Annotated in this window: 20 protein-coding genes; 5 read left to right on the top strand and 15 right to left on the bottom strand. The window is 68.7% G+C overall.

Features of this window, described 5'->3' with window-relative positions; genetic code table 11:
* The first annotated feature begins 8 nt into the window (after positions 1-8).
* Positions 9-587 carry a nicotinamidase gene (locus tag ABZS29_RS15615; RefSeq protein ID WP_355462330.1) on the top strand — a complete coding sequence of 193 codons (579 nt, stop codon included), beginning with the start codon at positions 9-11 and terminating at the stop codon, positions 585-587.
* On the opposite strand, the gene ABZS29_RS15610 is transcribed toward ABZS29_RS15615, so the two are convergent.
* The 7 genes from ABZS29_RS15610 to ABZS29_RS15580 form a co-directional block, all read right to left on the bottom strand.
* Positions 580-2,115, bottom strand: coding sequence for an AbgT family transporter (locus ABZS29_RS15610; RefSeq protein ID WP_355462329.1), 1,536 nt, complete (start codon positions 2,113-2,115; stop codon positions 580-582). The genes ABZS29_RS15615 and ABZS29_RS15610 overlap by 8 nt on opposite strands.
* A complete protein-coding gene (locus ABZS29_RS15605) occupies positions 2,112-3,026 on the bottom strand; it encodes a PHB depolymerase family esterase (protein ID WP_355462327.1) in 915 nt (304 codons plus the stop codon). The genes ABZS29_RS15610 and ABZS29_RS15605 overlap by 4 nt, the downstream gene beginning before the upstream one ends.
* Positions 3,027-3,209: 183 nt before the next feature.
* Entirely contained in the window at positions 3,210-3,953 is a 744-nt protein-coding gene (locus ABZS29_RS15600; RefSeq protein WP_355462325.1) for a creatininase family protein, read from the bottom strand.
* A complete protein-coding gene (locus tag ABZS29_RS15595) occupies positions 3,940-4,665 on the bottom strand; it encodes an FCD domain-containing protein (RefSeq protein ID WP_355462323.1) in 726 nt (241 codons plus the stop codon). The genes ABZS29_RS15600 and ABZS29_RS15595 overlap by 14 nt, the downstream gene beginning before the upstream one ends.
* A gap of 32 nt (positions 4,666-4,697) precedes the next feature.
* The gene (locus ABZS29_RS15590) at positions 4,698-6,170 is read right to left on the bottom strand and encodes a M1 family aminopeptidase (RefSeq protein WP_355462321.1); all 1,473 of its coding nucleotides are present in this window, start codon (positions 6,168-6,170) and stop codon (positions 4,698-4,700) included.
* Between the two features lie 71 nt (positions 6,171-6,241).
* On the bottom strand, positions 6,242-6,892 hold the full coding sequence (locus ABZS29_RS15585) for a response regulator transcription factor (protein WP_355462319.1): 651 nt from the start codon (positions 6,890-6,892) through the stop codon (positions 6,242-6,244).
* The gene (locus ABZS29_RS15580) at positions 6,889-7,995 is read right to left on the bottom strand and encodes a histidine kinase (RefSeq protein WP_355462317.1); all 1,107 of its coding nucleotides are present in this window, start codon (positions 7,993-7,995) and stop codon (positions 6,889-6,891) included. Before ABZS29_RS15580 ends, ABZS29_RS15585 begins: the two co-directional genes overlap by 4 nt.
* 112 nt (positions 7,996-8,107) lie before the next feature.
* Between ABZS29_RS15580 and ABZS29_RS15575 the strand changes: the two genes are divergently transcribed.
* On the top strand, positions 8,108-8,362 hold the full coding sequence (locus ABZS29_RS15575; RefSeq protein WP_355462315.1) for a PLD nuclease N-terminal domain-containing protein: 255 nt from the start codon (positions 8,108-8,110) through the stop codon (positions 8,360-8,362).
* Here ABZS29_RS15575 and ABZS29_RS15570 read toward each other — a convergent pair.
* The 3 genes from ABZS29_RS15570 to ABZS29_RS15560 form a co-directional block, all read right to left on the bottom strand.
* Complete coding sequence (locus ABZS29_RS15570) at positions 8,359-9,192, bottom strand: hypothetical protein (RefSeq protein ID WP_355462314.1); 834 nt, start codon at positions 9,190-9,192, stop codon at positions 8,359-8,361. The genes ABZS29_RS15575 and ABZS29_RS15570 overlap by 4 nt on opposite strands.
* Positions 9,189-9,725 carry a sigma-70 family RNA polymerase sigma factor gene (locus ABZS29_RS15565; RefSeq protein ID WP_355462312.1) on the bottom strand — a complete coding sequence of 179 codons (537 nt, stop codon included), beginning with the start codon at positions 9,723-9,725 and terminating at the stop codon, positions 9,189-9,191. The genes ABZS29_RS15570 and ABZS29_RS15565 overlap by 4 nt, the downstream gene beginning before the upstream one ends.
* A 68-nt stretch (positions 9,726-9,793) precedes the next feature.
* The gene (locus ABZS29_RS15560) at positions 9,794-11,641 is read right to left on the bottom strand and encodes a 5'-nucleotidase C-terminal domain-containing protein (RefSeq protein WP_355462310.1); all 1,848 of its coding nucleotides are present in this window, start codon (positions 11,639-11,641) and stop codon (positions 9,794-9,796) included.
* 92 nt (positions 11,642-11,733) lie between these two features.
* Between ABZS29_RS15560 and ABZS29_RS15555 the strand changes: the two genes are divergently transcribed.
* Positions 11,734-12,516 (top strand): polysaccharide deacetylase family protein, encoded by a 783-nt coding sequence (locus ABZS29_RS15555; RefSeq protein WP_355462309.1) that lies wholly within the window; start codon positions 11,734-11,736, stop codon positions 12,514-12,516.
* A 1-nt stretch (position 12,517) separates the two neighbouring features.
* Here ABZS29_RS15555 and ABZS29_RS15550 read toward each other — a convergent pair whose 3' ends face one another.
* Together ABZS29_RS15550 and ABZS29_RS15545 are read right to left on the bottom strand one after the other, a co-directional pair.
* On the bottom strand, positions 12,518-13,135 hold the full coding sequence (locus ABZS29_RS15550; protein WP_355462307.1) for a hypothetical protein: 618 nt from the start codon (positions 13,133-13,135) through the stop codon (positions 12,518-12,520).
* A 325-nt stretch (positions 13,136-13,460) separates the two neighbouring features.
* Positions 13,461-14,657: a homogentisate 1,2-dioxygenase domain-containing protein gene (locus ABZS29_RS15545; protein WP_355462306.1), complete on the bottom strand. Its 1,197-nt coding sequence runs from the start codon at positions 14,655-14,657 to the stop codon at positions 13,461-13,463.
* Between the two features lie 72 nt (positions 14,658-14,729).
* On the opposite strand from ABZS29_RS15545, the gene ABZS29_RS15540 reads away from it, so the two are divergent.
* Together ABZS29_RS15540 and fahA are read left to right on the top strand one after the other, a co-directional pair.
* Positions 14,730-15,584, top strand: a complete 855-nt coding sequence (locus tag ABZS29_RS15540) for a hypothetical protein (protein ID WP_355462305.1) — start codon at positions 14,730-14,732, stop codon at positions 15,582-15,584.
* Positions 15,581-16,717 (top strand): fumarylacetoacetase, encoded by a 1,137-nt coding sequence (fahA, locus tag ABZS29_RS15535; protein ID WP_355462303.1) that lies wholly within the window; start codon positions 15,581-15,583, stop codon positions 16,715-16,717. The genes ABZS29_RS15540 and fahA overlap by 4 nt, the downstream gene beginning before the upstream one ends.
* On the opposite strand, the gene ABZS29_RS15530 is transcribed toward fahA, so the two are convergent.
* The 3 genes from ABZS29_RS15530 to ABZS29_RS15520 are packed head-to-tail and all read right to left on the bottom strand — an operon-like array spanning position 16,710 to position 20,940.
* Positions 16,710-17,993, bottom strand: a complete 1,284-nt coding sequence (locus ABZS29_RS15530) for a lanthionine synthetase C family protein (RefSeq protein ID WP_355462301.1) — start codon at positions 17,991-17,993, stop codon at positions 16,710-16,712. The two genes, fahA and ABZS29_RS15530, sit on opposite strands and share 8 nt — an antisense overlap.
* Positions 17,990-20,785 (bottom strand): lantibiotic dehydratase, encoded by a 2,796-nt coding sequence (locus tag ABZS29_RS15525; protein WP_355462300.1) that lies wholly within the window; start codon positions 20,783-20,785, stop codon positions 17,990-17,992. The genes ABZS29_RS15530 and ABZS29_RS15525 overlap by 4 nt, the downstream gene beginning before the upstream one ends.
* Positions 20,767-20,940, bottom strand: a complete 174-nt coding sequence (locus tag ABZS29_RS15520) for a hypothetical protein (protein ID WP_355462298.1) — start codon at positions 20,938-20,940, stop codon at positions 20,767-20,769. The genes ABZS29_RS15525 and ABZS29_RS15520 overlap by 19 nt, the downstream gene beginning before the upstream one ends.
* Positions 20,941-21,064 lie beyond the last annotated feature (124 nt).

Here is a 21,064-nt window from a genome sequence, read left to right as displayed (position 1 = left end):
GTGGGGACATGACGCGCGCACTGATCGTGGTGGATGTGCAGAACGACTTCTGCGAAGGCGGAAGCCTGGCGGTCACTGGAGGCGCCGATGTCGCCTTCCGGATCGGCGAGCTGGTGCACAAATGGCACGAGGCCGAGCCGGACGAGCGCCGGTACCAGTACGTCGTCGCCACCCGCGACCACCACATCGACCCGGGCGACCACTTCTCCGACGAGCCGGACTTCGTGAACTCCTGGCCGCGACACTGCGTGGCCGGCACCGACGGGGTCAGCTTCCACCCGAACCTGGACCCGCAGCCGTTCGACGCGATCTTCGACAAGGGTGAATACGCGGCGGCCTACTCCGGCTTCGAGGGCAAGTCCCACGAAGGCGGCCGCGGCTTGGCCGAGTGGTTGCGCGAGCACGGCGTCACCGACGTCGATGTCTGCGGGATCGCCACCGACTACTGCGTGCGGGCGACCGCGCTGGACGCCCGCGTCGAAGGCTTCAGTACGACGGTCCTCACCGGACTGACCGCCGGCGTGGCCCCCGGCAGCACGGAGCAGGCCCTGAGCGACCTGCGTGCCGCCGGGGTTTCACTCACCTGACCGGAGCGCCCGGACCCAGCGGGATCCCCAGCCCCCACCAGGCCAGGAAAAGCAGCGTCCAGGCGATCGTCATCGCGACCGCCAACGGCACCGTGTACGACGCCAGTGTGCCGACACCGGCGTCCTTGCGATAACGCTGCAGGAACCCCAGCGCCATCACGAAGTACGGGCTCATCGGGGTGATCGCGGTCGAGCCCGAGTCGGCGATCCGGAACAGCGCCTGCGTGGTCTCGGCCGGCACGTCGAGCAGCATCATCATCGGGACCAGGATCGGCGCGGTCAGCGACCACATCGCCGACCCGCTGGTGACGAGGACGTTGATCAGCGTCAGCAGCACCAGGATGCCGAGGAAGATCACGATCGTCGGCGCCCCGAGATCGCCCAGCCAGCGGGCCGATTCGGCCGACAGCAGGTCGCCGATCTTGCTCCAGCTGAAGTAGGCCAGGAACTGCGCGATCGCGAAGAACAGCACCAGCACCGGCGCCATCTGCTTGATCCCCTCGGCCATCAGCTTCGGTACGTCGGCCGCCCGCTCGATCGCGCCGACGGTGACGCCGTACGTGATGCCGACCAGGCCGAACAGCACCGCGACGACCATCGCGATCCCGTCCAGGAACGGCGACTCGACGATACTGCCGTTCTCGCCACGCAGCGGCGAGTTGTGCGGCACCAGTACGGCGACGATCGCGACGGCGGCGATCCCGAACACGATCGTTGCCCGCAGCAACCCGGTCCGCTCGCGGGCGGACAGCGTCAGCGCGTTCGGGTCGTCGCCGGGCGCGTCGGAATCGGCCTCGAGGTCGGCGCGTCTGCTCAGCACCAGCTTGGTGACGAGCGTGATCACGAGCGCGAGCAGCACCGACGAGGCGATGTTGAAGAACCAGTTCGACAGCGGGGACACCGAGGCGTTCGGGTCGATCGTCTTCGCGGCAGCCTCGGTGATTCCGGCGAAGATCGCGTCGTTCGGCGTCGGGATCGGACTGGCGTCGTACCCGGAGGCGATCGCGGTGTAGGCGACGACGATGCCGAGGATCGGCGACTTCCCGACCGCCCGGAAGGCGAGTCCGCCGAGCGGGACCAGGATGATGTACGCCGCCGCCGACGCGACGTGCGACATGGTGCCGGCGAAGGCGACCGCGAAGACCACCATCGAGGTCGGTACCCGGGAGACGCTGATCTTCATCAGCGATTGCAGGAAGCCGGTCCGCTCGGCCAGCGCGACCCCCATGATGACGACCACGATGGTCGCCATCGGCGGGAACTCGGCGAAGTTCGAGATCGCGGTGGAGACGGCCATCTGCAGGCCGTCGCCGGAGAGCAGGTTCTGCACGGCGACCGTCTTGCCGTCCTTCGGCGAAATCACCGACACGTCGAGCGCGGCCAGGATCGCGCTCACCACGGCGAGGATCCCGGACAGGATCCAGAACAACCAGAACGGATGCGGCAACGCGTTCCCGGCCCGCTCGATCACGGCCATCGCCCGGACCAGGCGCGGCAGCTCTCTCGTGTCGGAGGTCGCCGTACTCATCGTTTGTGCGCCTTGAAGAAGGAGCCGATCAGCTCAGAAGCCTCGAACGTCTGCGTGACGTACCCAGGCCCCGACGAGGCGTCCGAACCCGGCCAACTGTGCCCACCATCCGTGACCGCGACATGCACCACGTCAGCGTCGCATCCCTTGTAGGTAACCTTCAGTACGTCGTCGCCGACCTGCGCTTCGCGCGGACTCGGATCGCAATGGTTGCGTACCGACCAGTCGCGCACCCACGTCTGTACGTCGGGCAGATCGCGCTGACCGTCGCCGCCGTACGGGATCGTGGTGTCGCCGGTGCCGTGGATGTCGAGAACGGGGACCGGGCGGCTCGGCGTACAGCTGCCGCCCTCGATGTAGAACGCACCGGCCACCGGAGCGATCGCGGCGATCCGGTCGGCGAGTTTGCAGGCGAGGATGCCGGTGAAGCCGGCGCCGTTCGACTTTCCGGTCGCGTAGACCGCGCGGGTGTCCACGCAGTAGTTGGCTTCCAGCTGGTCGAGCAGGTCGGCGGTGAACTTCACATCGTCGACACCCTTGGCCGAGTACGGCGCTCCTTGCCAAGCCTGCTTGGCCTCGTCACCCACGACTCCGTTGGGGTACGCAACCACTGCGTCGAGCTTCGACAGGTCGGAGAAGGCCTCGGTCTGCGCGCCGGTCTTGCCGCGGCCGTGGAAGACGAGGATGAGCGGATAGGTCTTGGACGACTTGTAGTTGTCCGGCACATGCAGCCGGTACGTGCGTGTCAGACCACCACTCTGCACCGTGTAGTCGCCGGTGGTCGCCGCCTTCCCGCAGCCGGCAGTGCGCGCGGCGGTCGCCGCAGTTGCCGTCGGCAACACAGTGGCGGCGGTCACCAGGCCGGCCACCACGACGATCGTGCCAAGGACTTTCGGGCGTGCGAGTCTCATCAGGGTGCCTCCTCAGGCAGGGGACGGCGCCCCCTCCCGCCCCGCCATCTGATGGGTTAACCCATCAGATGGTGGATTCCCCCACCGCATGCGGGTGCATAACCCACAACCTCGTGGGTGAACCCATGAGGTGCGGCGGGGGGAAGCGGCGGGACGGGGGTGGGGGGTGTGGGGTGCAGCGGGTCAGGCCGAGAGGAGTTCGTCGGCGAAGGTGGCGATGCGGTCGGCGGCGGTCTCCACGAGGAGACGGCCGGCTTCGGCAGTGGCGGTTCGGGGGTCACCCAGGACGCCACGCTTGTGGTACTCGTCGAATCCGACGGACAGCCGCGGCCCCCGACCGCGACGGGCCAGCCGGGCCGGTACGGAGAGCTCGTCGAGCGTGGTGGCGCCGGGCTCCAGGCGGTCGGCCTGGACCAGGTGCGGCGCCAGGTACAGCATCTGCGCGGTCTCGGCCTCACCTGCGTGGCCATGCACCTCGCTGACATCGGTGATCAGATCGGCCACCACTTCGGTGACCGGCGTCCAGGTGAAGGTGAGGTCCTCGCGGAGGTACTCCTGCGCCAGCACGGACAGCGCGGCGTTGTTGCCGCCGTGCCCGGTCACCACCAGGAACTGTTGCCAGCCGTGCGATCGCAGACTGTCGATCAGGTCCCGGAGCACGTGCATGAAGGTTGCCGGAGACAACGACATCGTGCCGGCGAAGGCAAGGTGGTGCGGCGAGACGCCATACGGTACGACGGGCGCCACGACTGCTCGTCCGGCCAGTCGCTCGGCCACGCGGTCGGCGACCCCGACGGCGCGGACGGTGTCGGTGGACATCGCCATCCCGCCGCCATGCTGCTCCTGCGCACCGACCGGGATGATCACGAGCGGCGAACGGCGTACCGCCGCGGCAGCCTCGTCGGTCGTCATCTCAGCGAGCCGCATGGGAGCCCCCAGCATCGGATACGGAGTCGATCGCGGCAGCGGCTTCGACTGCCCCGCGGATGTTGTCCAGATGCTCACGGGTGAGCCGCTCGGCGCGCTCGGAATCACGGTCCCGGACGGCCTCCAGGATCGCGACGTGCTCCTCGTGATCCTGCGTGCGGTTGTCGTACAGCGCACGGATCTGCTGCTGCTCGCGGACCCGCACCTTGAGCAGCGAGGCCAGTACCTCCTCGAGCAGCGGGTTGCCGGAGGCGGCCGCGAGCTCGACATGGAAGTTCAGCGCGAACGACGGCCCACCGGGCGGGACCAGCGCGTTGGTGACGGCCGCCTCGAGCCGCTCCAGGTTCTCCGGCTGCCGGGCAACCGCCGACTGGGCGGCGATGGCCGGCTCCAGAACCAGGCGGGCGCTGATCAGCTGCAGCACCGACTCCTTGGTGATCGGCGGCCGGTGCGGATTGGCCAGGACCACGTTGTTGATCGTCGGGCCGACGTACGTCCCGGAGCCGTGCCGGAACTCGACCGCGCCGGTCGCCTCGAGCTTGCGCAGCGCCTCCCGGATGGTCGGCGTGGTGATCTCGAACCGTTTCGCGAGCTCACGGGCCGACGGGATGGCGTCCCCGGGGCCCAGCCCGCCGTCCCGGATGATGCCGAGAATCGACTCGGTCAACCGGTCGGACAGGCTGGGTGGCGCCTCGGATGCTGAGTAAGTCACAAAGTGACTAAATCACTTAGCCTCTGGGGTGGTCAAGACTTCGGACCGACCTTCCAGTCCGGGTACCCGGGCATCGCGGGGAGCGTCTTCCCGTAGAGCCAGGAGCGCAGCAACGGCCCGAGAGCGCGGTGAGCCACGGCTGACGCGAGCCGGATGTAGTCCTCGGTGCCGGCGGTCGAGTTCGCGTAGCGGTGCACCCAGGCCCGCTCGATCGCCTCGAACGTCGGTACGCCGACCTCCTGCCGCAGCGCGAACAACGCCAGCGATCCCCCGGAGTACTGGGCGTCGCCGTACGGGCGGATGTCGGTCAGGTGCCCGGTCCACTTCGACGGGTCCGGCGCGGCGATCGGGCCCTGGGCGAGGATCTCGTTCCCGCGGTTCTCGTAGTCGGAGCGCATCCCGTCGACCAGGTCGGCGCCGTACTTGCCCTCGGCAAAGAGCCGCTCGTAGAAGACCGCATGCCCCTCGTTCAGCCAGAGGTCCGACCAGCGGCGCGGCGACACCGAGTTGCCGAACCACTCGTGCGCGACCTCGTGCAGTACGACGCCGGCGGTCCCGTTGCGCTCGAAGCCCTCCTTGGTCATCGCGGAGGCGGTCATCATGGTCAGGCCCTGCGTCTCGAGCTCACCGCCCAACGGCGTGATGTACGACCCCGCCTCGGACCCCGGAAACCGGCCGAGCAGCTTCTCCAGGTAGCGCACCGACTCGTCGAACGACTTCAGCTGCGGCTCGATGGCGCCCAGCTGCGCGGTCGGTACGGCGTACCGCAGCGGCAGACCGTGCGGACCCTTGCGATGCAGGACGCTGAACGGGCCGACCCCGATCTGCATCAACTCCGGCGCGATCTTGGGGCGCTCGCGAAAGACGCGGGTCGTCATGCCGCCGGACTTCGTCGTACCGATCAGCTTGCCGTTGGCAATCGAATTGAGCTCGGAGGGTGCGGTGATGGTGAAGGTGGCCGGCGCCTTCTGGGCCGGATGGTCGCTGACGGCAAGGATCTTCCGGGCGCCCGATGGCTGATTGAGCGCCTGGACGAATCCCTCGTACCGAACCAGTCCAGGCGGCAGGACGGAGTTCTCCGAGACCTCCGACACGTCGTTGCGAACGTCGACCCGCACCACGAAGCGCAGGTGTTTGCGGACGGACTTCGTCGGCGTGATGACCAGTTCGCCTTGTGGGGTTGACTTCCAGGCCGCCGGTATGCCGTCCACCCGAACACCGGTCACCGTCGGACCGAGCAGGTCGAGGTCGAACGAACTCAGGTTCTGGGTCGCTCGCGCGGTCAGCGTGGTGGTCGCCGTGTACTTCGCCAGCCCCTTCGCGAAGCGCAGGTCGAGTCGCTGGTCGACCACGTCGTACCCGCCGTTGCCGAGCTGCGGCCAGATCGTGTCACCGACCCCGGGAGCGCCCGCCGTACCAGGTGGTGCGGCAGACGACGGTACGGCGAGGCCGACGGCGGCCAAGGTGGTCAGGGCAACGGTTGCTGCGACGGATCTCTTCAACATGCCTCGAACCTAGGCAGCGCAGGCCCGGAGATCGTCGGCCCGCGGGTGGGACCGTCTGTCATCCTGAGGTCTTAGGCGAGGCCGATGTCGTGCACCAGCAGGGCCAGCTTGGTCCGGTTCGAGAGGCCGAGCTTGGCCATGATGTGGGTGATGTGCACCTTCACCGTCGACTCGCTCAGTCCCAGCTTGCCGGCGATCTCCGCGTTACTCAGCCCTTCGGCGACCTCGATCGCGACCTCCCGCTCGCGCGGGGTGAGCTCCTTCAGCGGATCCGCGGCCGCCTCGGCCGAACCGGGCGCCGGCCGGGCGGTGTAGGAGCTGATCAGCCGCTTCGTGATCCGTGGCGAGAGCATCGAATCGCCGCGGACCGCCTGCTCCACCGCCTCGACCAGGGCCCGCGGCGCGATGTCCTTCAACAAGAATCCCGTGGCACCAGCCTGCAGCGCCTCGTACACGTACTCGTCCAGGTCGAACGTGGTCAGTACGACGACCGCCGGCGGATCCGGCAGCGCGGTCACCCGCCGAGTCACCTCGATCCCGTTCACCTGCGGCATCTGGATGTCCGTCAGCACGACGTCCGGGCGGTACTTCTCGACCAGCTCCACCACGTTCGCGCCATTGGTGTCCTCGGCAACGACCTCGGCGGTCCCGCCGGCCTGCAGGATGAGCCGGATGCCGTTGCGGACCAGCCCTTCGTCGTCGAGCAGGAGCACCTTGATCATTCCGCCGCCTTCGTCGGGAGGGTTGCCTGAACCTTGAACACGCCGTCGTCCCAGCCGGTCCGCAGCGTGCCACCCGCCAGCGAGACCCGCTCCTGCATCCCCACCAGGCCGAACCCGGACCCCGGCACCTCCGCCGACCGGACACCGCGCGGATTGCTCACCTCGACCGCCAGATTCTCCTGATTGGCGGTGATGTCGACCGTCACCACGACGCCGGGCGCGTGCTTGGTCGCGTTCGTCAGCGCCTCCTGCACCACCCGGTACGCCGCTCGCCCGGACGCCGGCGACACGTCCGGAAGGGGATCCGGCAACCGAAGCTCGACCTTGAGCCCGGTAGCGATCGCATCCGCCACCAGCACCGGTACGGCGTCCAGCGCCGGCGCGACGTGTCCCGGTTCGCCGGGCAGCTCGTCCCGCAGTACCTGGAGAATCTCGCGGAGTTCCGTCAGCGCCGCCGTACTGGTCTTGCGGATCACCTCGGCGACCTCTTCGGTCTGCTTGTCCGGCGCCGTCATCGTCAGCGCGCCTGACTGCAAGGCGATCGCGCTGACCCGGTGCGCGACGACATCGTGCATCTCCCGCGCGATCCGGCGGCGCTCGGCCACCACCACGCGCTCCGAACGCAGGTCACGCTCGCGCTCGGCCTGCTCGGCGCGGTCCCGCAACGCGGCCAGCAACGCACGGCGCTGATAGATCCAGAGACCGATCAGCATCGGTACCAGGTCGAAGAACACGACGTACCCGACAGACTCGGGAATGCTGATCTGGCGGTTCAACGGCCAGAGCACGAGCACGGCAGCGCCGTACAGGAAGGAGACCGCGGTCTGCCAGTGCAATCCCTTGCGGCTGGCAACGGTGTACGCGGCGATCGTCACCTGGACACTCGGCCACCACTGCGCGACCGGCGTGATCGCCATGAACAGCAGCGGGAACCGCCTCCGGACGATCATTGCTACGAACGGCACCGTGACCAACGGGACCGTGTACCACCGCAGCTCCTCGTTCTTGGTGATCTCCAGCACCAGGCCGGTCGCCACCAGCGCCGCGAACAGGACGTCGAACGCCAGGATCCGGCGCTTACCGTCCCACCACGCGAGTCGCATACCCAAACCGTAGCGTCACCGACGAACGACGCAGCGTCTAACACCTTCGTACTAGCGCAGGTGAAGCCGCACGACCGATGCCCCCAGCATCCATCCCCGAGATGCTGGAGGCATGATCACCCTCATCGCTCACACCACCACGTCGACCGACCAGACCTGGGGCTTCCTCGGCGCCGCCGGCATCATCGCCGTCCTGGCCGCCTACGCCCTGCTCGTCATCGGCGCCTTCTTCAGCGCTCTCTTCTCGTCCGCCTCCGGCGGTATGAAGCTGGTCTGGATCGTCTTCATCGTGATCGCGCCGTTCATCGGTAGCGCGCTGTGGTTCCTGGTCGGCAAGCGCAACGCCCAGGAGGCGGCGTACCGCTAGGGACGGACGTAGAGCCGGACGTGATGATCGTTGACGGCCACCCCGTCGTCCACCTTCCACGTCTTCGGCGGGTTGGGCACCGCAGAGTCATAGGTTCGGGCCCGCACGTACTCGACGGTGCGCCCGCGCGCCGCGAGCAGCTTGGTGACCTGGCCGACCGGGCGGCCCTGGAAGCGCACCCCTTCGAGCACCTCACCCCGCCGGTCGATGCTGGTCGCCGCGAGGTACTTCTCACCGGGCTTGGCGGTGCGGCCGAAGACGAGGGTGGCCTTGTCCGGGTAGTTCAGCGGAATGGTGAACTCCGGCACACACGGCACATGCGTTGGGCGGCAGTCCGCCGGGTAGACCGTCGTCTTGAACGGATCACGGTCGATGTCCTTCGTAAGGCGTGGGGGGTGCGCGAACCCGACTCCCATGCCCAACTGCACCCCGACCAGGGCCGGCGACGCCGGCTTGAGCTCCAGCGTGATGTTCAGGCCGTGCTCCTTGAGCTCCCGGTTGAACCTCGCCGACTCGGCCTGCGCGTCCAGCACCCGGATCTTGAGCGTCTTGCCCTCGGTGGCGAAGGCCAACGCCGGCCCGAGCACGGGCTGCTGCCCGCCCTTCCCGTCCGGGACCTGGAGAACGCCGAAGGACAGCGCGGCCACCGTCGCCGCGGCAGCCAGTAGCGGCACGACCCGCCGCCGCTTCTTCCTGAGCACCGCGACCTGCGTGGTCGCGGTGATTCCGTCGAGGAGCTCGGCCCGGGATTCGGGACGGACGGCGTCGGCCGGATCGTCCGTCGCGACCGGGTCCAGGCGGCGGAGGAGATCAAGGGTGTGGTTGGTCATGACTGGTCTCCTCGGATCGAAACCGGGTGCGGGGTGTTGTCCAGCAGTCGCTCGAGGCGGCGGCGGGCGCGGTGCAGGCGAACCGTTGCGGCATTGCGCGAACACCCGAGCGCTGCACCGAGTTGGGTCGCGTCCAGGCCCTCCCAGGCGACCAGGGAGAGCACCTCGCGATCGGTCTCCGACAACTGCCGGAACGACTCGGCTGCATGGTGCAGTTCGGAAGCGGCAGGCTCCGCGGCCGGCGCGGTCCGCAGGTCATCGCGAAGGCGGTCGGCGAGGCCGTGGCGGCGGGTCTCACCGCGGTAGTGGTTGCTCAGGACCCGGCGGGCGACGCCGTACAGCCAGGGCAGTACCTCACCGTCCGGTACGCCGTCCAGCCGGCGCCAGGCGATCAGGAACGTCTCGGCCACCAGGTCGGCCGCGTCCGCACGGATGTCGAGCCGGCGGACGAAATAGCGCAGTACGTCGTCGTGGTGGCAGGCGAACAGGTCCTCGAAACGGGCTAGCCGGGGGTCCGGCGGAGACTCGGTCACGCGCCGGACCCCTCTCGTCAGCAAGTCGGTCATACCCGGTAGATGTCCGGGTATGACGCGTTCTTACCTCAAGGGTTGACGACGATGGGTGCACCGTTGGAGACGAGCGACCAGTCGACGGTGTGGAAGGCGGCCGGGTCGACCTCGCCGGTGGCGGTGACGTAGTCGATCATCAGCTGGCGGATCTCGACCTGACGGTTGTAGACGACGGGGGCCTTCGAAACGTGCGGGAAGTTGCCGCCGCCGGACTGGCGGTAGTTGTTCACCGCGACGACGAACTGCTGGTCGTCGGTGACCGGAGCGCCGTCGTACTGGAGGTCGAGGATGCGGCTGCCGACGGGCTTGGCGATGTCGATCTTGTAGGTGAGCGGCTTGGTCAGGCCGCCCATCACGTCGTAGTTGTAGTCCGGCGTGCCCGACGGCGCGGTCGCCGTCGGGGCGTTGGTGACATCGCCGGAGGCGAACGGGCCGGTGCCGCTGACCTGCTTGTAGTACTGCGCGGAGAACTCCAGGTACGCCTTGATCTGGACGCCGGTCATCGTCACGCCGAGCAGGGTGTTGTCGAAGATGTAGAGCCCGGCCACGTCGCGGACCGAGACGTCACCGGCCGGGATGTTGGCCGCCCGGTTGAACGGCGCGGCGATGGCCAGCACCGGCAGCGCGGCCTGCGGCGTACCGGCGAGGGCCTTCGAGACCGCGTCGGCCTGGACGAAGTTGATGAAGTCGAGCGCGGCGGTGTCCTCCCAGGGCGCGGTCGCCGCGGACATCGCCTGCTTGCTGGTGCCGATCTTCGAGTTCACGTAGCCGACGACGGTGTCGTGGTCCTTCTGCAGGACGTCGACGACCTTCGGGTCGGCGGCGACGGTGTTGGCGTTCAGGACCTGGCTGTGCCGGCTGACCACCTTCCACTGGCCACGGACGTGCTGCAGGTCGAGATCGATCACGGACAGCCGCATGCCCCACTTGAGCGGCTCGGTCAGTACGACCTGCTCGCCGGTGACCTTGTTCGTCACCAGCCGCTCGGGGATCTCCTGGTGCGCGTGTCCGACCAGTACGGCGTCGATGCCGGGAACCGTCTCGGCCATCAGGACCGATGCGTTCTCCGGGACCGGCAGCGCGTCGCCGTACGACGAGGAGAGGTCCATGCCGGAGTGGGCGGAGACGATCACGATGTCGGCGCCGGCCTTGCGGACCCGCGGGACCCAGAGCTTGGCCAGCTCGACGATCCCGCCGAACTTCACCTTGTTCTCGACGTTCGCCTTGTCCCAGATCGCGATGCCGGGGTTGGTCAGGCCGAGGATGCCGACCGTGATCGGCGCCCGGCCGGGCACGTGCACCCGCTTCAGCACGTACGGCGGGAAGACCGGCAGGCCCGTGGTCCAGTCCTGCGCGTTCGCGCCGAGGAGCGGGAACCTCAGCTGGCGCTGGAACCGGCGGAGAATGTCCAGGCCGTAGTTGAACTCGTGGTTGCCGAGCGCGGCGGCGTCGTACCCGATCGCGTTCATCGCAGCGGCCATCGGGTGGAGGTGCCCGCCTGTGATGGGCTCGATCTTCGCGAAGTGGTACGCCAGCGGGGTGCCCTGGATGGTGTCGCCGGCGTCGACCAGCAGCGGTCGCGGGGCATGCCGGTCCTTGGCAACCTTCTCCCGGAACGCGGTGACGAGGGTGGAGATCTTGGCCAGACCGATGTCGTTGTGCGCGGAGTCGTCGTACTCGGCGTTCTTGAAGTAGTCCCAGTTGAAGACGTTGCCGTGCAGGTCCGTGGTGCCGAGCACGCTCAGCCGCACGGTCTTGTCGTGGCCGTGACCGCTGCCGGCGTACGCCGGGGCCGCCTGGAAGCCGGCCGCCGCCAGCGCCGCCGCCGCGCCACCGATCGCTGTCCGCCTGGTCACTGTGGTCCGCCCGTTGTCGTTCATGGTCCGCCTCACGCGTCGTTGGGTCTGGCACTCGACACCTTACGTGCGACCCGATGCGGAGATGGCCCTCCCCGTGGGAGAGGATGCAGCTCATGACCAAGCCGCCCGGCAAACTGCTGCCGTTGGTCGCCGCCTTGCTCTGCGGTGCCGTTCTCGCCCAGGCCGCCCAGCCTTCCGACGTACCCGTGTCGTCGTCCTCGCCTGCCGTCCGCACGATGGCCGCGGGCCCGCTGAGCCGGAGTCCGTTCGCGGCCAAGCCGGCCGCACCGGGACCGAAGCGCCAGGGGCAGCCGTCGACGCACACCAGACAGTCCGTCGACGACTGGAACCTGGCCAAGCACGGCAAGGTGCTGTACCTCACGTTCGACGACGGGCCGCATGCCGGCTGGACGCCGAAGGTGCTGGAGATCCTGCGCAAGCATCACGCCAAGGCGACGTTCTTCGTGCTCGGCGCCGAGGCCGCCAAGCGACCCGACCTGGTCGAGCAGACCCGCGCGGCCGGTCACCACATCGGCAACCACACCTGGGACCACCCGATGCTGACCCGGCTGCCGGCCGCGAAGATGCGCCAGGAGATCTTCTCCGGGGTGGCCTCCAAGTGCTTCCGGCCGCCGTTCCGCGACACCAACGCGAAGGTCGAGGCGACCGCCAAGGCCAACCACCAGCGCCAGGTGCTCTGGGACGTCGACACCAACGACTGGAAGAAGCCCGGCGCGGCCGCGATCGAGCACGCGATCCTGATCGGCGCCCGCCCCGGCGCCATCGTCCTGATGCACGACGGCGGCGGCAACCGCGCCCAAACCGTCGCCGCCCTCGAGCGAGCCCTCACCAAACTCCAGCGCCAGGGCTACACCTTCCACGCCCTCCCCTGCTGACCTACTGCCGTACGGCGGCCTTCCCGCCTGAGTAGTGCTGGAGGGCCTGGTCGATGACGTGGACCGGCTGGTCGAGAGCTTTGACGAGGAACATGCCGATGGGGTGCAGCAGCGGGCTGGGCTTGACCACGGCCCGTACGGCGGGTTGGTCGAGGCCGCGAACGCCCGCCGTGGTGGCGCCGACGCCGGGCGCGAGGCTCAGCTCGAGCATGTACTGACCGAAGAGCTTCTTCTGCCGGAACCCGTGGACGGTCGCCCACGGAAGCATCACCGGGTAGCCGGCGCCGTCGCAGGCGAGCTCGAGCCCCCGCTCGGTCATCCGCATCGCGACCGGCTGCAGCGGGAAAGCGGCGTACCAGCGCTGTCGCTCGGCATCGAGCCGGAGCGCGAAGAAGGTACTGACCACCAGCGGCAGCATGGCCAGAATCAGCAGTACGGCGAACGGCCACAGGCCGGAGTAGCGCATCGTGATCAGCACGTAGACCGCGCCGATGATGCCGATGGCACCGATCGCCAGCGTCGCCCAAGCCCCCCGGCGCAACACCGTGCTGACGATCTCACGCCGCCGCATCACCGCCTGCCGATCCACCCCGACGACGAACCCCGCCTCCTCGCTCATCCGGTAAGAATCCCATCCCACCGGCCCACCCCCGACATCCCCCACCACCTTGAGCACCGTTCACCCACAGATCCCCCCGCGAAACCGCCACCGGATGCCCAAAGGTGGGTCGCCTCCTCTTTGTGCACGAGATCCGACTTTGTGCACCCACCAGTCAGTTTCGTGGGCACCACGTGGTTGGTGGGTGCACAAAGTTGAGCTGGGTGCACAAAGAGCAGCGTGGGTTTTGGGGGACGGAGGGCTGCTCTTTGGGAGCGAGGTGGCGAGGGGGTGGGATGGCGAGGGGTGAGGTGGCGAGGGGGTGGCGTGAGGTGGCGAGGGGATGTTAGGGGTGGAGGCGGCGGCCGGCCCAGGTCCACGCGTAAACGCCGTCGTCTACTGCTCGGCCGCCTTCGCCTAGCTCCAAGGGGCGGAAGGTGTCGACCATGACGGCTAGTTCCTCGAAGCGTTCGGCGCCGAGGGAGGCCTCGATCGCGGACGGCTGCGGGCCGTGCGCGTAGCCGCCGGGGTGCAGGGAGATCGAGCCGAGACCGATGCCGGACCCCTTGCGGGCCTCGTAGTCGCCGCCGCAGTAGAACATCACCTCGTCGGAGTCGACGTTCGAGTGGTAGTACGGCACCGGCACGGACAGCGGGTGGTAGTCGACCTTGCGGGGCACGAAGTTGCAGATGACGAAGTTGTAGCCCTCGAAGACCTGGTGCACGGGTGGCGGCTGGTGGATCCGCCCGGTGATCGGCTCGTAGTCGCTCACGTTGAACGTGTACGGGTAGAGGCACCCGTCCCAGCCGACCACGTCGAACGGATGCGTCGCGTACGTCATCCGGCTGCCGACGATCCCGCTCGGACCGTGGCCGCGGTGCTTCACCAGCACCTCGACATCCGTCCCCTCGACGGTGAACGGCTCGGTCGGTCCGTGCAAGTCCCGCTCACAGTACGGCGAGTGCTCCAGGAACTGCCCGTACCGCGACAGGTACCGCTTCGGCGGTGCGATGTGCGAGTTCGCCTCGATGCAGTACGCGTGAACGCCGTTCGGACCGGGCAGCCAGCGATGCGTGGTGGCGCGCGGGATGATCACGTAATCGCCCTCGACCGCGTTCAGCACCCCGAAGACCGTCTCGACCGTGGCGGTGCCCTTCTCGACGTACACGCACTCGTCGCCGATGGCGTTGCGATAGTACGGCGAGGGCTGGTCGGCGACGACGTACGAGATCCGGACGTCACCGTTGCCGAGCACGAGTCGCCGGTGCTCGACGACGTTGGTCGCCGAGGCGTCCGTGAACAGGTCGTGGAGTTTGAGGTGCCGCGGCGTCAGCGGGTGGTTCGCAACCGTCGCCAGGTCGGGCAGCTCCCAGATCTGGGAGTCGACGATCGCCGACGGGACCCCGGCGTGGTAGAGCAACGACGAGTCCGACGAGAACCCCTCCTCGCCCATCAGCTCCTCGTAGTACAACGCGCCGTCGGCGTTCCGGAACTGCGTGTGCCGCTTGGGCGGAATCTCCCCGACCTGCCGGTAGAACGTCATTTCTCAGACTCCCGAGTACGATAATCGAACGCTTGCGTCCGCTTACCGAAAGCATCCGTTAGGCTCGGAGCCATGTCAACCGTCCCTGCCCTGTACCGGCACCTGGTCGACGACGCGGCGATGTTCCCACCCGGCGAGCTCCCGCTGATCGAGGCCGTCACTGCCCACCGCGCGCACCGCAGCGCGCCGTACGCCGATCTGGTCGGTCCGTTCGTGTGCACCGACGACGACCTGATGAAGGTCGCCGAGGCCGCCGCGCGCACCGGCGGCGACCCGCTTCGGGTCTCGGTGGTGATCACCGGCGGCGCCGGCGCGATCGAACCCGCGGTGCGCTGGTCCGAGCGCTCCCCCGACATCGAGCTGGCCGCCGTCGAGGTGCGGTTGCGGGACGAGGGTGACCTGAGCCGGAACGCGCTGCGCGTGGTCCGGGCCGCCGAGGACTGCATCGACGACCAGACCGTGTACGTCGAGACCGGGCTGGACGGCGCCTGGGAGCAGGCGCTCGGCACGATCGCCGAGGCCGGGTACGCCGCCAAGCTGCGGACCGGCGGTCTCGACGCCCACCTGTTTCCGTCGGCCGACCAGGTGGCGACGTACATCACCCGCTGCCTGGACGTCGAGGTGCCGTTCAAGTGCACCGCCGGCCTGCACAACGCGGTCGCGCACACCGATCCGGCCACCGGCTTCGAACACCACGGTTTCCTGAACGTGCTGCTCGCCACCCGAGCGTCGCTCGACAGCGCCTCTCACGACGAAGTGGTGCAGCTGCTGCAGTGGCGCGACAGCCTCGAGCTGGTCGCGCGGGTGCGTGAGCTGACCGAGGACCAGGCGGCGAGCACGCGGCGGTGGTTCCACTCGTTCGGCTCCTGCAGCATCGACGAACCGCGTGCCGATCTGAACACCCTGAACCTGACGGAGGACCTGTGAGCACGTTCGGCCCTGACACTCTGCCCCTCGGCGTCTTCCGGCGCGGTGACGAGCAGCCGCGGGTCGGCGCCGCACTCGGTGAGCAGGTCATCGACCTGACGTCGCTCGGTCTCTCGGACACCTTCGCGCAGCCGACGCTGAACGCGTTTCTCGCGCTCGGCCGCCCGGCCTGGACGGCAATCCGCGCCGAGCTACTCGAACTCGTTCGCAGCGACGCGGTCGAACCGCACCTGATCCCGCAGTCCGCGGTGACCATGCTGCTGCCGTTCGAGGTCGCCGACTACGTCGACTTCTACGCCTCCGAACAGCACGCGACGAACCTCGGCCGGCTCTTCCGCCCCGATGCCGAGCCCCTGCTGCCGAACTGGAAGCACCTCCCGGTCGGCTACCACGGACGGGCCGGCACGGTCGTTGCCAGCGGCACCGACATCGTCCGCCCGTCCGGTCAGCGCAAGGCGCCCGACGCCGCCGTACCGACGTACGGGCCGTCGCAGCGGCTCGACATCGAGGTCGAGCTCGGGTATGTCGTCGGGTCGCCGTCCACGCTCGGCAAACCGGTGCCGGTCGAGGACTTCCGCGAGCACGTGTACGGCGTGGTGCTCGTGAACGACTGGTCGGCGCGCGACATCCAGGGCTGGGAATACGTGCCGCTCGGGCCGTTCCTCGGCAAGTCGTTCGCCACCTCGATCTCGCCGTGGGTGGTCTCGCTCGACGCACTGGAAGCCGCGACGGTCCCGCTGCCGAAGCAGGACCCGCAAGTGCTTCCCTACCTCGACAGCCCCGACCTGGTGAACTACGACATCACCTTCGAGGTCCGCATCAACGGGCACCTGGTCAGCACGCCGCCGTACCGGGACATCTACTGGTCGCCCGCGCAGATGCTCGCCCACATGACCGTGAACGGTGCCTCCGTTCGCACGGGTGACCTCTACGCCTCCGGCACGGTCAGCGGCACCGAGCGGGACCAGCTCGGCTCGCTGATCGAGCTCACCAAGGCGGGCCGCGAACCCATCACCGTCGACGGCAAGGACTACACGTTCCTCCAGGACGGCGACGAGGTCAGCATCACAGCACGCGCCGGCGACCTCGACCTCGGCGAGGTGACCGGCCGGATCACCTCGGCGGTCAGCTGAGCAGGAGCGCGGAGTCCCAACCGGTTCGGGGCGGAGCGGTGTAGGCGGCGAGGGCCAGCGCAATACCGGCTGCGCCCTCCATCAGGCCGGGCAGGTCGAGCGAGAGGTTCGCGATCGGCTGGTGATAGCGATAGCCGAACGGCGTGGCCGGATCGAACCGCTCGACCAGACCGGCGGCGATCTCGTCGGCGGCCTGCCCGAAGCCCTCACCGGGGTGCGCGCGGTCGAACAGCGTGCACAGGTAGAGCATCCCGGCCCAGCCGTGGCAGAGCGCGTCGTCCGTGATCCCCCACTGCGCGCGCGGTCTGGTGAGCAGGGAGCGGAACGCGTCCAGGCCGGCAGCCGACCAGTCCGGCCGATTCATCGCGACCGCCGCGAAGTCCAGCGCGCGGGCGATCGCCGGAGCGCCGTAGCACCAGGAGGCGCGGGCCGGTTGGGGAGCGGCGGCCGCAGCGCGGTCGGCGTAGTAGGCCAGTGGCAGGTAGGCGGTCCAATAGTGGCCCCAGGCATCTTTCTCCCGCCAGGCCAGCAGCCAGTCCGCCATCGATTCGATGGCCTCCGCCTGACCATCGACGCGAATGCCTGCCGACCACGCGAGTGACAACAGAGCCAGCGGCCCCGGGGTTCCATGCGCAAGACCGAAGTTGACCTGACCTCGCGCGAACTCCGGTCCGACCGCCGTCTTCGTCGTTCCGTCGAACCACCAGCCCGGGACCTGGATGCCGTCGACAACGACCGGCTCCCGCAACGACGACAAGCTCGTCAGCACTTCGCGGAGTACGTCGTACTGCTCACGCGCCAGCAGATACCGGCCAACCCCGCTGAGGCCGCTCACCACATCGACGACACCCGCACACGTCGGCACGCCGGCCTCCCGCGTCGCGGCCTGAACGCTGACAAGCCAGCGGGCGTGCTCGATCATCCGCCCATCGAGCCGTTCCAGCATGCCCGCATAGTCGCCGGGCTCATGCGCGGCGAGCCGGGTCGCCGTCGCCAGCGCCCCAAGTCCTTCCAGCGGACCGTCGACGCTACTCCCCCGAGTCGCGACAACCGTTCGCTGCAGGTACTCGTGGGCCACCTCGCGCTCGCCGAGCTCGGAGAACAGGACCGCCAGCGCGCCGGGACCTCGCGTGAGCGTCGACGGATCCCACGGCGGGCAACGGAGCTCCGCGACGTCGATGACCTCGCCGTTGGCCGTCGTCGCGGCGATCACTGCCTCCGGATCGCGCAGACGATCGGCCAATTCAGCGATGATCGCGGCGGCGTCGTTGGTCATCGGCCGTGCCTCCTTCGGTCGAGTTCACGACGCAGCGCCGCCCGAAGCAAGCCGTACGCACGGTTCTCAGCCGAGCGATCCATCCCTAACAGCCGGTTGGAGTGCAGATGCAGGATGCTCATCACCGCCTGCTTATTGCGCTCGACAGCCTCCCCGTACGCGCGAGCTACGGGAGCTCGTTGCCGCCAGCAATCGAGTGACCGAAACTCCTTCTGTAGCTGGAGAAACGCCGTCCGCTCGGCCACCGGTACGTCGTTCGACAGCGCGATCGGATAGGTGTCGACGAACCACTGCTCGAGGTCGCCGAAACTCCGCAGCAGGTCGAGCTGGTTCAGCGCGGTCAGCGACTCGATCGGCATGTTCAGTTGCCCGCGGGATCGCTGTTGCAGTTGGTCGACGACCGCACGACTGTCCGCGCAGAACAAGTCCTCAGCCGCCGCGAGGACCTCGGGACCGCCGTACCGGACGGTCTCGGGCTCGTACTCGTCCAGGACCATCGTGCGGATCAGCCCGGCGTCGGCAACCTCGCGAGCCCAGTCGTGCAAGATCGCGGGATCGCCGTGCTGGAAGCGCAGGCGCAGGTGCGCGTCGGGGTCGGCGTACCGGAGGAAGAACCAGCGGTCGACGTTCATCCGCTCGACGAGCCGGCTGACCGGCCCGGCCAGGAAGGCGTCGTGCAGGTCGGACATCAGGTAGACCTTGGCGTAGAGCCATTCGCCGCCCGGCAGATGCCTGATCCTTGTCGCGGTCGCGGTCTTCCACGACGGATTCGGCGGCACGGCCTCGCGCTGGGCAGTCGAGACGATCGGTACGACGAGTTCGTTGGCATGACCGCCGGTCACGCCGAGACCGACGCCGTACTGTGCGGGGGTCTCGCTGACCACCGACGACGGTTCCTTGCGCAGTTGATCGCGGAACAGCCGGCGGTGCAGCGGGACACGGAGATCGAGGTCGAGGTGGTGGTCGAAGACCGTTACCCGGACGACGTCCGGCACTTGCCACCGATCCCGCCAGCGATCGAGGACCGCGTCCCACGTGTCAGGGCCGGCTCCTGACAAGGCGGGATCCGCGCGCCACAAGGCCGGAGCGAGAATCGTCCGGCCCGAACGGACCCGAGGAAGTCTCGGCAGGACAGCCAGCCTGCCCCACTGCCACGGCGTCCAGAACCGGCGACCGGCCAGTCCGACCGCAGCCAGGAAGCGGGCTGCGTTGGGCGCGGCGTCGACGATGTTGATCATGTTCGGCCGAACGACAGACAGCTCACGGCCGAGCTTGGTCGACAACAGGTAGAGGCGCTCGCCGGTCGTGCCGACGGCAACATCCCGGACGTCGATCACGGTAGGGTCCTCGGGGTCGGCGAAGGTGCCGACCGAGAGGAGGTGCGGCAGCAACCGGGGTTCGCGCAGCACGTTGCCGAAGCGCGGCTCGAACGGCTGGAACTCCAGCTGCACCGGCAACGGGCCTGCGGCTGTGCCGGGCAGACCGGACGACGGATCCGTCGCTGCGCCGAGCAGACCGGACAGCTCGTCCTCGAGACCGAGCATGCTCGCGAACCGGCCGAGCATCGCCCCGGCGGCGATCGATCCGCTGGTTGCCGACAGCAAGAAGTCACCGCGGTCGACCGCTGCCGCCGAGTCGGCGAACAGTTGCGCGCACAGGTCGAGCGAGTCTGGCGGCCGGTCGTCCGACGTACCGGCGAGCTGGTCGATCAGGGCATCGTCGAGGACCAGCTCCTCCTCCGTGAGCGCGGCGGCGAGGATCTGGTCGCGCGCTTCGGAGTGGGTCGCGGCCGCGCGCGCACCGGCGCGCTCGCCGAAGGGGATGCGGTAGCCGGCCGGCGGACCGAGCCCAACATGCGGGTCGAGCAGCTCCAGCACCGGAACCACTCGATCGGTGCCGTAGCGATCGAGGAACTCGAGATGGTACGCCGCAAGATCAGGCAGACCGTCTCCCGGCGGAGACAGCCGCCAGAGCACCTCGGCGGCCCGCGCCGCCTCCGCCGCGACCTCCTGCGGCAGCTGCAGCTCCACATCCATCCGGAGATCGACCTGCACGGTTCCGGTGGCGGCCTTCGGCCGGTGTTCGGGGAGCAGGATCTCTCGATCCAGAAGCTGGCGGAGGATCTGGTCCGCATCGTCGGCCGTCGCGTCCGGATGCGCGGCCACGAGCTGATCGCGGAGTACGACGTACTCGATCGGACGCCGCGCGGCGGTGCGGATCAGGCGGACGATCGGTGAGTCAGCGATGGAAAGTTGACGCCCAGGACGGTCGCCGCCGAGCTTGCGCAGGTACTGCAGGACAATCCGATCGCCGCGGACCTCGGCGAGATTGTTCAGCACGACTCGCTCGGGCAACTCGGTACGCCGCTGCTCGAACAGCCAGCCGGAGTCCGGGTGCACGACCCGGGCGTGCTCGGTGCCGACCCGGACCTTCGTCGATGCTCCGAACCGCACCGGCGCCACGCCGGCCATCAAGCCGAACGGGGTCGGCCGTCCGGTCACTCGCAACAGGTAGCGCGACGAGGCGAGGACGGCTCGCTCCAGCTTGCCGCGGTCGGGCACTGCCCCGCCGGCCAGCAGCTTGCTGACCGCAGTGGCCAGGGAGGGGCTGGAGAGTTCGATCGCCTCGCGGAGCGACTCGTCGGCGTACAGGCCGGCGAGGTAGTCGCGGAGCTGCGCAACCGTGGCGGCGTTCGGGTCGGGCGCCGTTCGCGTGGGTGCTGCGGCGGCAGCTGGTGCGCCTGCCAGCCGCAGCACCGCGAACGCGCCGGGCCTCAGCAGCAGGGGACGCACGCGGCGATACCGACCGCGTAGGTGTTCCTGGTGCCAGGCGTCAGGCCGCTCTTCTCGTCCACCTCGCGCGCATCCTCGGGTCGGCCGGGGCGGGTCAGGGACGGGTCGGAGGCGGGTACGACGTCGATGTCCAGCTCGAATGCGGTGAGGCTCATGGTGGTGACCCTTCGCTCGGAACGCGTAGCCGGTCGGCTACGTACCGCGATAGCTAAACACCGTCGCGGGAAGCTTTCAACCGTTGTCCAGGTGGACAACGGCAAAAAATATTCCACGGCCGAT

This window comes from Kribbella sp. NPDC005582, assembly GCF_040605415.1.
GTDB lineage: Bacteria > Actinomycetota > Actinomycetes > Propionibacteriales > Kribbellaceae > Kribbella.
The sequence above is the reverse complement of the archived record's forward strand: the minus strand, read 5'-3'. Positions and strand labels throughout refer to the sequence as shown.

What these genes read in the sequence shown, in the direction of transcription:
- ABZS29_RS15590 (WP_355462321.1), bottom strand. Translation starts at nt 6,170, where the DNA reads ATGTTGAAGAGATCCGTCGCAGCAACCGTTGCCCTGACCACCTTGGCC.
- ABZS29_RS15550 (WP_355462307.1), bottom strand. Translation starts at nt 13,135, where the DNA reads ATGAGCGAGGAGGCGGGGTTCGTCGTCGGGGTGGATCGGCAGGCGGTG.
- ABZS29_RS15600 (WP_355462325.1), bottom strand. Translation starts at nt 3,953, where the DNA reads ATGCGGCTCGCTGAGATGACGACCGACGAGGCTGCCGCGGCGGTACGC.
- ABZS29_RS15610 (WP_355462329.1), bottom strand. Translation starts at nt 2,115, where the DNA reads ATGAGTACGGCGACCTCCGACACGAGAGAGCTGCCGCGCCTGGTCCGG.
- ABZS29_RS15540 (WP_355462305.1), top strand. Translation starts at nt 14,730, where the DNA reads ATGTCAACCGTCCCTGCCCTGTACCGGCACCTGGTCGACGACGCGGCG.
- ABZS29_RS15580 (WP_355462317.1), bottom strand. Translation starts at nt 7,995, where the DNA reads ATGCGACTCGCGTGGTGGGACGGTAAGCGCCGGATCCTGGCGTTCGAC.
- ABZS29_RS15545 (WP_355462306.1), bottom strand. Translation starts at nt 14,657, where the DNA reads ATGACGTTCTACCGGCAGGTCGGGGAGATTCCGCCCAAGCGGCACACG.
- ABZS29_RS15605 (WP_355462327.1), bottom strand. Translation starts at nt 3,026, where the DNA reads ATGAGACTCGCACGCCCGAAAGTCCTTGGCACGATCGTCGTGGTGGCC.
- ABZS29_RS15615 (WP_355462330.1), top strand. Translation starts at nt 9, where the DNA reads ATGACGCGCGCACTGATCGTGGTGGATGTGCAGAACGACTTCTGCGAA.
- ABZS29_RS15585 (WP_355462319.1), bottom strand. Translation starts at nt 6,892, where the DNA reads ATGATCAAGGTGCTCCTGCTCGACGACGAAGGGCTGGTCCGCAACGGC.
- ABZS29_RS15555 (WP_355462309.1), top strand. Translation starts at nt 11,734, where the DNA reads ATGACCAAGCCGCCCGGCAAACTGCTGCCGTTGGTCGCCGCCTTGCTC.
- ABZS29_RS15520 (WP_355462298.1), bottom strand. Translation starts at nt 20,940, where the DNA reads ATGAGCCTCACCGCATTCGAGCTGGACATCGACGTCGTACCCGCCTCC.
- ABZS29_RS15570 (WP_355462314.1), bottom strand. Translation starts at nt 9,192, where the DNA reads ATGACCAACCACACCCTTGATCTCCTCCGCCGCCTGGACCCGGTCGCG.
- ABZS29_RS15530 (WP_355462301.1), bottom strand. Translation starts at nt 17,993, where the DNA reads ATGACCAACGACGCCGCCGCGATCATCGCTGAATTGGCCGATCGTCTG.
- ABZS29_RS15560 (WP_355462310.1), bottom strand. Translation starts at nt 11,641, where the DNA reads ATGAACGACAACGGGCGGACCACAGTGACCAGGCGGACAGCGATCGGT.
- ABZS29_RS15575 (WP_355462315.1), top strand. Translation starts at nt 8,108, where the DNA reads ATGATCACCCTCATCGCTCACACCACCACGTCGACCGACCAGACCTGG.